Raw genomic sequence first — 11401 nt, forward strand, 5'->3', positions numbered from 1 at the left:
ACCAACTACATTAACGATTCGCACAAGCTTCAGTAATGGGTCATTTTCTCTTTATATGGCATTTAAGCTTGCCAAGACAAATGATCAGATCCATAGAAGCGAGCACCTCGGCAATAACACTAGTTTATTTTAATCACATTAGGATGCTTTTCTGACGCCAGCTCATGGTATATATCATCTAAATACAACACCAATTCCGACTCGTCTAAATCTGCGGGAATAACCACGTCATACACACGACTGCGGATACCGCTATCAGATTCATTGAATAACAACCACTGCTGCTCTTGCCTCATAACAGACACTTTTTTGCCAAAAACATTAAATTTTGCAATCACTTCCTCTGCTCCGTGCTTTGCTGTGATAGCACATATCAGTGAGCAATATGTACCATTACCTAAACTATAAATATAGATACCTTTTGGCTCAAAATATACTTATTATTGAGCAACTTTCGCAACTCACAGACAAAACCAAAATGCTGTTTTTGTCTTTCAATAAATATGGAGATTTATATCGCAATGAAGACACTGTTGAAGTTAATCACTACCACCCTACTTACAGGTGTAACCATAAGTACTAACTTGTCATATGCTGACAACTTAGCCTCTGTAACACAGGCTCAAATTTAACAAGCTAATGCTATCGACTACAACTTCGAAGTTGTGGTTAACGGTGTATCAGTAGGTAAAGTCAGCACCACGTTAGCCGCTGGTGTGCCAGGCACAATTACATTTTTCGATAACAACAACAACGAAACCTACCAGATTAGCCTAAACGCTGACTTTGATAAAAGTGATAGCAACTACGCTACGATGGTGGATCATACAGTACATGAAAAAATCTCTGATTCTTGGGCTGAATTGATCAATGCACAAATGACTTTTCACCATGATATGCAAGGAAGTGTAACGCTTTACAGCAATAACTCACAAAATGTCACCATCACCGGCAAAGTAACGCCAAAGATGCTGTAAGATTTTGACATTGATGTAAACATCTTTTGCTTAGACTGAACTTTGAAGACTTGGGATTGCAAATAGCCCACCAGATACCCTCTAAAAGTTGATTTGAAGGTGTCTGGTGGTTTTCTTAGCACATCATTTGCTAAGCGTTATGGCCTATAGCTTGCTGATATCTACCTCAAGTTTTGCCAGTTGTTCTGCGGTTTTAGCACTCACATCAGGTGACTTGCGCCCACCTAAATGTTCCGCAAAGAAGGTTTCCATCGCACGTATAGAGGCCAATTTATTTTCTCGCTTTGCAAATCCATGCCCTTCATCTTCTGCAAGATAATACTTCACAGGTAAGCCTGCTTTATAAAGCGCTCGAGCAATATTGTCTGACTCTGCTTTTGTCACTCTGGGGTCGTTTGCACCTTGTAACAGCATCAGAGGTGCCTTAATTTTATCGACAAAATTGATAGGTGAACGCGAAGCCATATCTTTACGATCTGCCTCAATCAATGGGTCACCAACAGCATTAAACCAATCTCCCAGATATGGGCGAAAATGCTCTGGAAAAGATTCAACCAAAGTGATCAAACTAGACGGCCCTACATACGAGATAACCGCTTTATACACATCGGGCGTAAACGTAGCACCAGATAGCGCAGCATAGCCACCATAAGAAGCTCCCATGATGCCGACTCTCTCTTTATCTGCAATGCCCTGTTCAACAAGGTAGTTTACTCCATCAGTTAAGTCGTGCTGCATGTGACCAGTTCCCCAGTTACGCTCACCAAGTAGCGTAAAGCGCTTACCAAAGCCGATTGAACCACGATAATTCGCCTGCAATACCGCATAGCCTCGGTTAGCGAAGTAATGCGCAATGGGCCCAAAATAGTCACCGTCATAGGCCCAATGATCACGCGCCCAAGGCCCACCGTGTGGTAGTACAATCGTTGGTAGGTTTTGTGCGTCTCCCTTTGGTAAAGTAAGATAAGCTTGGATCTGTTCACCGTCTCGGGCGGTATAGTAAATGGTTTTTCTTGGCGTTAACAATTCAGGCGCGATTTTTGGTGCCTTATTCAATAAATCTACCAATTTTTTAGTTTCGGCTTCATACACAAAACGTCTTCTCGGTTGCACCGAAGAAGTAATGCTGATATCCCAATGGCCCTTTTTATGGTCAATTTTATTGACTAAAATATCAACATCTTCATTGCTAAACTGTGACTCAATTTCTGCCAGTCTTTGCTTGGCTTCTTCCTGTAAAGGATAGTTACGCAACCTATCGCCATAGTATGTGACTAAGTAAGGCGCACCATTTTCATCGAGTAGTACTTCTTCTAAATCGGACTCATTTTTTGGGTCTTGATGAATTGGCTGAACATCACCATTAATGACATTAAGAAACAGCAATTGTTTTTTGTCACGCCCGTCAATATTTGAACGTACTAACGCCGTATTTGTCTCTTTGTTAAAATGATAAAAATCGATATCTTCACCCTTTAATACGCTCAGAACCTTAAGCCATTGACCATCATTTTTACGATACAAGGTGCGAGTGTTATCTTTGTTTTTCACCAGACCTAATATCACCTCGCCTTGCTCATCAATATACTCATCAGCAAAGAACAGCGTGTTAGTGTGTACTGACTGTAATTCGAGTGTGTCTGCATTTAAGTGATACACATCCAATCTGCCGCTGTCACTATGATTGGCCTTAACAACCAGCGTTTGTGGCTGCTCGCCCAGTTGTTTAATAAACCGGAACCCCGCATTAGGGTTAGATGTTAGCTGCTTGATTTCAGGCACTTTATGTAAGTCTTTAACATCAAACCGCAACGAAAAGATCTGGGTGTTTTCATTGCCATGATGATCTTTGAAAAAGAACAGCTCGCCATCTCTTGCTGACCAAGTATAACTGTCAACTGGGTCTTCAAGCTCAGTCAGTGCTACCGCCTCAGATATTTTGCCACCTTTGGGAACTATAAATAGGTTACTCGCGCCATTGAGGGTTTTCATAAATACTAAAAAGCGACCATCTTGCGAGAGCTTTACATCGCGAATTTGCGCCTTATCAAACAAGTCTTCCATCTGGATTAAAGGTACTTGTTGCTCTACCGATGCGGTGCTTGTATTGGTTAACACCGCAGTGCCCTGACATCCAGTTAAACACACGGCCACAGCCATGGCTGTACCTAGTATAGTTTTTCTAAAAGTGGTTAGTTGTATTGTCATGGAATTACTCCTCCTTAAATTCAAAATCATCATTACACGAAATTTTATTATTGTAAAACGATAATTTATTGTTTTTTTGCAATCATTACTTTGTGATTTATAATAATTCATGCAAAATAACCCGTGTCGTATAGGAACAATAAGAGCAATTGATAATGGATAAAATACAAAAAATCAGTGGTGTAATGCGCTGGACAGTGTTGCTTATAGCGGTTGTTGTAATCAGTTATTTGCTGTATCAGCAGTGGATAGAAAACACAATTGCCTACTTTGAAAATGAGATGCTTTACCACCTTTGGGAGTCAGACCAAGCCAGTAACGGTCTTATTACGTTATTCCTCGCCCCTATTCTCGTACTAATGGCCCTAAGTGTGTATTGGATCTTTGCTTTACTTGGACAGTTTCAACAAGGTGAATTTTTCAGCCCACTGGCACTGCGTTACTATGTGGCTTTTATTTGGACCAAGGTAGCAGGTTTACTCTATAAATTGCTATTGAGTATTGTGGTTGCAAAGTGGCATGGCGCGCTATTTGACAGCAACAAGCTCATCATACATCTTGAGTTTGGCTATTTAACCACATTAATCTTGATGGGCTTGGTTGCTTATTTACTCAAAGCAGCCAAAGCAATCGAAGACGAAAACAAAGAGTTTGTCTGATGGAAATAGTCGTAAACCTAGACGTTGTTATGGCGATGCGTAAGGTCAGTTCAAAGGAATTGGCCAAAGCCATTGGCATCACCGAAGCCAATCTGTCACTGCTCAAGCGTGGTAAGGTAAAAGGCGTGAGGTTTGAAACGTTGGCACAAATTTGTCAGTATTTAGAGTGTCAGCCCGGCGATATTCTTGCCTTTAAAGATAGTGAATAGCCTATGGGTCGGCGCAGCTCGACCCACTCCCACTAAAAGTAGCGTTGATAAGTTTTGCGACTCATTTTAGCGCTTTTTTTTGCGCGGAAATAAATTAAACCAAAACGCCATTTCAAAGACGAACCCCAAAATAATAAATAGGAATATTCCCGTTGTACTGCCATAGCTGTATGCCGCAATTGCACCAATGAGTAACAGTAAAACAATAAGTATACGGTATAGTTTATTCATTAGGGTCTTGTTTTAGTGGTTTTTATTAAAAATATCCTTATCGATACTAGCCGTCAATCTGCTGCTCAATGTTAATTTGCACCTATACGCCCACAGAAACAACAATCATATTGTTGTCGAAAATGGGCGTATAGGTGCGTCAATTACATGTCAAATACAACGAGTATTAGCAACTTATTTGCGGCGGTACAGCAGTGTTTTCAACTTGTGGATCACAATGAATATTGACTTTCGGGTTACCTGCATCTTGACACCAGATTGCAAAATAAAAATCTCCTTGTGCAGAATCAATGTCTTCGAGCACTACTTGCGTGTTGCTCTGTGAAGACAAGTCAAACTGCTCTGGTACATTTGCTGTCATCCGCTGGCTCACACTACTAATCGTAAATCTTGGGTTAGCCTGAAGAGTGACTAAAATATCTGTTACTTTATCAAGATCCAGTGGGCTTGGCAGCGGTTGAGGCTCTGCACCAGTTTGTAAAAAGTACTGGTAATTATATTGTCCATCTCCCGTGTTACCGCCTTGTCCGACTTCTTCAAGGTGCAGTATTACTTGTAGTTGAGTGGGTTTCATAGGTTTTCCTCAGTTGGGTTAAATAATAAAGTGAACTCATCTGGGCGATAGCCAGACGCTTTAAATGACTCTAGTAATACGGGGTTTGCAGGACTATCTGTTAGCGTTTTTAGCAGTAAATAATGCCCAACAATTTCCCATCTTATAAACAACTCTTTATTGTTGACATGCGACTCAATGAGCGGCCGATAAAGCGCTATCCACTGTTCAGCCATTGCTTGTTCTTGCTCACGTATTGCTATTTGATGTTGGTTCAACATTTCAATATAGCGCGTAAAGACAACAAACTGTGCGAGTGTGAGCTGATTGTTTTCGGTCGCATCAGGAACTGGACTTTGCTTGTTTTTGAGGTACTCAGTCGCAACTAAGGTCGAATGATTAGCTAGTGAATAGGCACGTTCCAGCTCTATTTTTTTCAAAGCAGAGCGCGCTAATAAAGTGCGCGCTGAATCTGGAATTGCCTGCCAGCTATCATCAAGGGTTGCCAGTTTCAGTAAAACTTGATTGTGTTGCTTAGTCTGTCTGTAACAAATTAACTCTATCAATGTGTTTATAAGCGACTTTTCATGGTGAGAAATATTCTCAGCATCAACCTCTAAAAGTTTGTCAATTAACACATTACTGTCTTTAACTGTATCTAACGCACCTTGGTAATCACCAATACTCAATAATGCTGCGCTCATCTTCTGAACAATATCGAACAACCTGAGGGTATTAACCGAGTTCTCAGTATCCTTGTTATATATTACTTTTCTCAGCTCGGTGGCTTTTTCATAGAAACTCAATGCTTTATCTAGCGCACCTTTTCTATCTTGAATATTACCTTGCCAAGAGTAAGTACCAGCAATATCAGAAATTAATGCATTATTTTGCGGTTGATACTTTAATACTTGAGTTTTTAAATTTAGTGATCTTTCAAAGTATTGCTCTGCCGCTAAAATATCATTTGTTTTATAGGCCACTGACCCCAAATTATTGAGCGCGTAGGAGAGTTCCAATTGGTAATACTGATTATTCGGCGCAAGCGCCAATAATCGCTCAGCATTTTCGAGGTAACCATTAAATTCTTGCTCGGCAAGATTATATTTTTCTTGCTGATAGTGTAGCTGTCCGAGCCAAAAGTAGTTTAGCATCTGCTGCTCAAGTAACGGCGCATCTTCTGGAGTTTTATGCAGTTGAACCGCCAACGTTTGAGCCCCTTGTCGAAACAATTTATAGGCCTGTTCAAATTGTCGCTTTTCATAGGCTACCTGACCCAGCAATGTAAACGCATCAGCTAACTGAGTGGCGGCACTGGAACTTAATTGTTCGCTGCCCTGATGGTCAAAATACTGCAAAGCTTTGTTCGCAACCATAGATAACAACTCTAACTTACCGATTGGCTCCAGTTTGGCTTTTAGGTCTGAGAGCATAAACGAAATTAAGTTTTCTGCCGCTCGGTTCGCTTCACTAATTTGCTCTTTTTGCTGATTAACTTTGACGCCAAACATGACCAAAGCCAGCGTTGCTGTAAGCAACATAGCAGCCACGGTACGCTTTAACCTGACACCGGCCCGGTACTTTCTCGCGCTTAAGGCAAGATAGTTTTTGATCTGTTCATTGACCAGCGCAGATTGCTTTTCTATCAGTCCAATTTTAATGATTTCTTGAATTTGGCTTGGGTTCTTAAGTAGATAATCCTGATGTCGATGCTGTCCTTGCCAGCGATTATAAGCAATTGATATATCTTGTGTTAAAAACAACACATCAAGATTATCTGCAATCCACTTAGAGAGCTTTTCCCAGTCTTTAAGCAATGCATCACAAGCTAGCTGAAGCTCAACCTGCTGCACACCATTACCAGTACATTGCGCCGCGGGTACCAATAAATCAGCGCGTATAAGTATTTGTAACACGGGCATATTAAATTCAAGAGCGCCTTCTTTAAGGAGTAAAGTTTGCAAGACACTTTGATGATGATTTTCGCTAGAAATAGTGACTAAACCCGGAAAAAAATAACTAAGCTCAGCCTGCTCGCTTGCACTAAGTTGCTGTGTTACCTCGGCGGTGTAATTTTTTAAAAACTGTGAAAAAGTAAAGTGCTGATAACTTTGCTCATCCAGTGGGACTTGACTATGTTTTTGGTAAAGTTGCTGTAAGTAACTTTGCAGCAACCCAATCGAAGCCACGCCTTGTGATACCTGATCTAGGATCAGTTCATCGACACCGTTACCCAACGGACTGTCCGCAAGTTCAAAAGGACGGCTAATGATTTGATATAAATCTGCATAACTAAACGCCGGTAAAATACTCTCACTTTTGGTGTATTCATCTGAGTCCGCAATCAGTCCTGTCGCGCAAAGCTGACTAACTCGCTCTGATGGTAGCAAATGCGCACACGGCACGAGCCAATGAATACGACGATCACCGCTAATCCGTTTGATACATGCCAAGGTATCAACACACTGCGGTACTTTCTCTAGATCATCAAGTAATACTATCAGCTTTTCTTGAGCACCAAGCTGGGTTAACGCCGCCTCCACCTCTTGCAGTGGCTTACCAGAGTGCTCAAGCAGGCTACAGTAGAATACACCGCGAAAAGTACTGTCAGCCGTAAGCGTCCTCATTTTAAGAACTGGATATAATCCCGCTTTGAGTAGCGAAGTGCTACCTTGTCTAGGAAACGCAGTTATTATCTGTACTCGCACCTTAGAAAGCCGCTTAACACACTGATGAATAAACCGCTGCCGACCAAAAAATACATCTTGATGCTGTGATTGGTAAGCATCTTGCCCAGGGTAAGGATTGCCATTGAGCCATTTGGGTTTACGAGTCTCAGGTGTGGTTATCAGCTCATCACTGTCTTTATCGATTGCTGCGACGTGAGCGACTAATAAGTAGCCCTTCTTGGGCAGAGTTTTTATGTAGTTAGGATGCGCTTTATCGTCATCCAGCGCTTTGCGAAGTGACGCAATACACTTATGAAGCGGACTGTCGCTGATATATTGATTGGGCCAGCAGTTTTCAATCAAAGCGTCACTGGTAACTAACTCCCCCGCATTTGCAGCAAAATAACACAATACTTCCATTTGTTTGGGCTGAATGGTAATCGCTTGTCCTGCCCGTTCAATCTGGTTTTTATTGGGCACCACCAGCGTATTATTGAGGTAAAAAGGACTAAGCTGTTTTGATGTTGAACCCGCCATGAAAAATGTCATCAATTACTTAAATAGTGTGCGTTTAGCAATCTTAACGTACCCGTAAAGTGAAATCATTAAAAAATATTGTGAAATAATTTAATTCAACGTTGTTACTAATGTTAATTTTGAACTTTCCTCTTCTTTCTCCCCCTTTTATACATTTTTACCCTGACGCAACGGTGCTCCTATTAAATTTCCCTTGACAAAAAACCCATAACACATTGTTAATTAACAATATAAAAACTGGTAAGAAAGCGGTAAGAAAAGACCAGTAAGGCGTAAGGTGTTCTTCGTCGGGGTTCTCTAAATTGTAAACCACTGAACGGGGCACACGAAGATGCTCTGAACGGACATAAAGATTAAACAACCTCGAAGGAATTTATCATGAAGATTAACTGCACAACTAAAAGCATTCAGTTAGCTATTAAACAATCAGTGATTGCAACATCACTAATGACAATAACAATGGGTACTGCCATCGCACACAATAATCCGGGTTATTCGCATGATGACCATATTGGTTACAGCAACCCCAACTGGATGGCTAGCATACAAAATGGTGCTTTACTGAGCGAGATGTCAATACCCGGCACTCATGATTCTGGCGCCTATAACTTTGGTGGTGACGCAGTTGAAACCCAAACAATGTCATTGTCTACACAATTAAACTCAGGTATTCGTGCTTGGGATATCCGCCTAGGTTCGTGCTTGCTTGAAATACCCAGCGCATTATGTGTTTACCATGGTGTAGCGCCTCAATACATCGCTTTTGACAGCGTTTTACAAGAAGCCGAGAACTTCTTAACCGCTAACCCTAGCGAAACCGTGTTAATGCGTATAAAACATGAAATTGGCACAAAAGCGATGTTCGAGCATTTCGTAAATGCGGACCTCAACCGTGTTGACCACCTTTTATACAAGGGCCAAAGCGATAACCCTACAATGGGTGAAATGCGCGGAAAAATCGTTATTTTACAAAACTATGATGGAGCAGACAAAGGCATTCCTTGGAGCAGCTTCGACACTCAAGACAACTACAACCTCGACACTAACTGGGACTTATATAGCAAATGGGAATCTGTCAAAGGACATCTTGATAAATCATCCAGCGGTGCCACGGTAACCAAGTACATTAACTTTTTGAGCGGTTCAGGCGGTTCATTCCCCTACTTTGTTGCAAGTGGTCACTCAAGCCCAGCCACTGGCGCATCACGGTTATCTACTGGCAAGACTATTGGTGTTTTCCCAAATTCTTACCCTGATTTCCCCCGAGTTGCATGTGCTTTTAACCCATTTATATGGGGTGAAGACTGTACCATTGCTTTTGAAGGCACCAATACGCTAACGATGGACAGACTCAACAACAACCCAATACTGCGAGCAGGTATCGTATATGCAGACTTTCCTGGCGGTGGTCTAATAGACTCAGTGATCAGAAAAAATGAATCGCTCACAGCACGACGTAGCACAGTCAACAATGTTGATTTCGCTTGGAGTTCGTCTGGCCCAATTGAGGGCATGCACTGTAGAATGATTTCTGAACCTTCAGATCCAAACACTTGGCATGACAATTACTTCTGTAGCTCAAGAGATGTAGGTATGCGTTGGAGCAGCTCAGGTCCGATTGGCGGCATGAAATGTACGCAGATACTAGAACCCTCTGACCCACACACTTGGCATGACAACTATCTGTGCTTACCAGGCTCTTCTGAGTTTGGTTTCCAATGGAGCTACTCGGGTAGTGAAAATGCCAACGCTGTACAATGGCATGAAGCGGCTGACCCACATACGTGGATGGATAATTACTTAACGGTTATTCATGGTGACACGTTAGTGCAAAGCTCCTATTTAGAAGCAAATGAACAAATAGTTTCTCACGATGGCCGTCACCGTTTGCTCATGCAAAGCGATGGTAATCTAGTGATTTACTCTAACAACCAACCAATTTGGGCAACGAATACTCCTGGCAGCACGGCCGTTAGAGCCCACCTGACAAATGGTATCTTTGGTATTGGCGGTAACCTAACGCTACTCGATGCTCAAAACCAAGTTGTGTGGCAAACTAATAGCTCTGGTGTGAACACACGACTAGTCATGCAAAGTGATGGCAACTTAGTTATTTATGATGCCAATAATGCACCAGTCTGGGCCAGTAATACATGCTGTCGCTAATCACATCGATGTTTGAAAAAAAGGCGCTATAGCGCCTTTTTTCTTTTTAAGGTATATAGATCAGTTAAAATTACACACTCAACCAATCAGGTAATGTGTTATTAAAGCCACTTGGATGGTAGATGGTAGTGTAAGTGTACGCTATCAAAGTTTACTTTCTAAGACCTCCACCCTTTGCACGCTACCTAGTGCGCCTCCCATTGAACTTTTATTTGGGTAAGTATTTAACCTACCTACTGATTAAGCAATCAGGTAATGTGTTATTAAAGTTGTTTGTATGGTCAATGTTAGTGTAGATGTACGGTATCGAAGTTTATATTCTAAGCACAACAAGCTGCTCACGCTCAGCACAGTGATTTGTATACACCTCACATTAAGCTTTGATTTGGGGAAGTATTTGGTCTGTCTGAGCAAATGAGATGTTCTTTTTGGTTGGTTTAGTCTGGTGCCATTACTGCTAAAAAACAGAAATGGCACTCATCTTTGTTTGTGCTCGTAAGACCTAACGCTCTAAAGGTTACCTTTTATTTTACTTTGTAGGGCACCTGCTTCTTGTTGCACGCCTTGCGGTCCGTTACTAATGACCTCTTCAATCACCTTGTTGGCCGAGTCATAGTCTTCAATTTCAATATAAGCTCTCGCCAAGTCGAGCTTCGCTGAATAACCTTCTTCTTCAAGATCAACGTCAGTAGCATTCTCTCCCGCTAACAAATCGTCAAACTCTGACAATCCTACATCCATATCAGGATCTGAATAGGGTTCATCTTCTAACTCGAAATCATCACTTTGTGCGAGCAGTTCATCGATATCAACAAATTGTTCGTCGTCCTGATCATCTTGTTGCTCGTCGCCTTCGACATCCGAGATACCTTCTTCGTCTTGTAACAGTGACTCAAAGTCTACATCAACCTCATCTAATTCAACTCTTTCGATGGGTTCAGGTTCAGCTAGTTCATTTAGCAGTGAATCGAAATCTGATTGAGTTAGATCAGACATGAACTCTTCTTCTATTGCAGCTTCATCAAGCGCAATCTCATCGTCTGTTTGTTCCTCGTCTGCGGTATCATCTAACTCAGAAATCAGCTTATCAGTCGCTTCATCATCTGACTCTAATTCGAACTCTGGTAGCGACTCTAAATCAAGCGCGTCATCTTCATCGTCTAACTCATCGCTTGTGATGTCTGACTCGTCA

General features: G+C 41.7%; 9 protein-coding genes. 4 read left to right on the forward strand and 5 right to left on the reverse strand.

From position 1 onward, the window contains the following. Positions 1 to 119: 119 nt before the first annotated feature. Positions 120 to 338, reverse strand: coding sequence for a DUF7661 family protein (locus tag BIW53_RS13320; protein ID WP_070992506.1), 219 nt, complete (start codon positions 336 to 338; stop codon positions 120 to 122). 327 nt (positions 339 to 665) lie between these two features. On the opposite strand from BIW53_RS13320, the gene BIW53_RS13325 reads away from it, so the two are divergent. Beyond that, entirely contained in the window at positions 666 to 977 is a 312-nt protein-coding gene (locus tag BIW53_RS13325) for a hypothetical protein (protein ID WP_070992507.1), read from the forward strand. Positions 978 to 1121: 144 nt separating this feature from the next. Here the strand turns inward: BIW53_RS13325 and BIW53_RS13330 are convergent, their stop codons facing one another. Then, positions 1122 to 3185, reverse strand: coding sequence for a prolyl oligopeptidase family serine peptidase (locus BIW53_RS13330; RefSeq protein WP_070992508.1), 2064 nt, complete (start codon positions 3183 to 3185; stop codon positions 1122 to 1124). Positions 3186 to 3340: 155 nt separating this feature from the next. Between BIW53_RS13330 and BIW53_RS13335 the strand changes: the two genes are divergently transcribed. Beyond that, entirely contained in the window at positions 3341 to 3844 is a 504-nt protein-coding gene (locus tag BIW53_RS13335; RefSeq protein ID WP_070992509.1) for a hypothetical protein, read from the forward strand. Continuing rightward, the gene (locus tag BIW53_RS13340) at positions 3844 to 4053 is read left to right on the forward strand and encodes a helix-turn-helix domain-containing protein (protein ID WP_070992510.1); all 210 of its coding nucleotides are present in this window, start codon (positions 3844 to 3846) and stop codon (positions 4051 to 4053) included. The genes BIW53_RS13335 and BIW53_RS13340 overlap by 1 nt, the downstream gene beginning before the upstream one ends. Before the next feature lie 397 nt (positions 4054 to 4450). Here BIW53_RS13340 and BIW53_RS13345 read toward each other — a convergent pair whose 3' ends face one another. Together BIW53_RS13345 and BIW53_RS13350 are read right to left on the reverse strand one after the other, a co-directional pair. Beyond that, entirely contained in the window at positions 4451 to 4858 is a 408-nt protein-coding gene (locus BIW53_RS13345) for a hypothetical protein (RefSeq protein WP_070992511.1), read from the reverse strand. Beyond that, complete coding sequence (locus BIW53_RS13350) at positions 4855 to 8043, reverse strand: nSTAND1 domain-containing NTPase (RefSeq protein ID WP_175442140.1); 3189 nt, start codon at positions 8041 to 8043, stop codon at positions 4855 to 4857. The genes BIW53_RS13345 and BIW53_RS13350 overlap by 4 nt, the downstream gene beginning before the upstream one ends. Before the next feature lie 378 nt (positions 8044 to 8421). Between BIW53_RS13350 and BIW53_RS20705 the strand changes: the two genes are divergently transcribed. Further along, positions 8422 to 10209, forward strand: a complete 1788-nt coding sequence (locus BIW53_RS20705) for a phosphatidylinositol-specific phospholipase C domain-containing protein (protein ID WP_070992513.1) — start codon at positions 8422 to 8424, stop codon at positions 10207 to 10209. A gap of 510 nt (positions 10210 to 10719) precedes the next feature. On the opposite strand, the gene BIW53_RS13360 is transcribed toward BIW53_RS20705, so the two are convergent. Beyond that, on the reverse strand, positions 10720 to 11401 hold a 682-nt coding region (locus BIW53_RS13360), incomplete at its 5' end, for a FimV/HubP family polar landmark protein (protein WP_281179879.1).

The organism is Pseudoalteromonas byunsanensis, assembly GCF_001854475.1.
GTDB classification, from domain to species: Bacteria; Pseudomonadota; Gammaproteobacteria; order Enterobacterales; family Alteromonadaceae; genus Pseudoalteromonas; species Pseudoalteromonas byunsanensis.

Bases quoted from the DNA above. Each gene is read 5' to 3' on its own strand.
- BIW53_RS13330 (WP_070992508.1), bottom strand. From the start codon at position 3,185: ATGACAATACAACTAACCACTTTTAGAAAAACTATACTAGGTACAGCC.
- BIW53_RS20705 (WP_070992513.1), top strand. From the start codon at position 8,422: ATGAAGATTAACTGCACAACTAAAAGCATTCAGTTAGCTATTAAACAA.
- BIW53_RS13350 (WP_175442140.1), bottom strand. From the start codon at position 8,043: ATGGCGGGTTCAACATCAAAACAGCTTAGTCCTTTTTACCTCAATAAT.
- BIW53_RS13335 (WP_070992509.1), top strand. From the start codon at position 3,341: ATGGATAAAATACAAAAAATCAGTGGTGTAATGCGCTGGACAGTGTTG.
- BIW53_RS13345 (WP_070992511.1), bottom strand. From the start codon at position 4,858: ATGAAACCCACTCAACTACAAGTAATACTGCACCTTGAAGAAGTCGGA.
- BIW53_RS13340 (WP_070992510.1), top strand. From the start codon at position 3,844: ATGGAAATAGTCGTAAACCTAGACGTTGTTATGGCGATGCGTAAGGTC.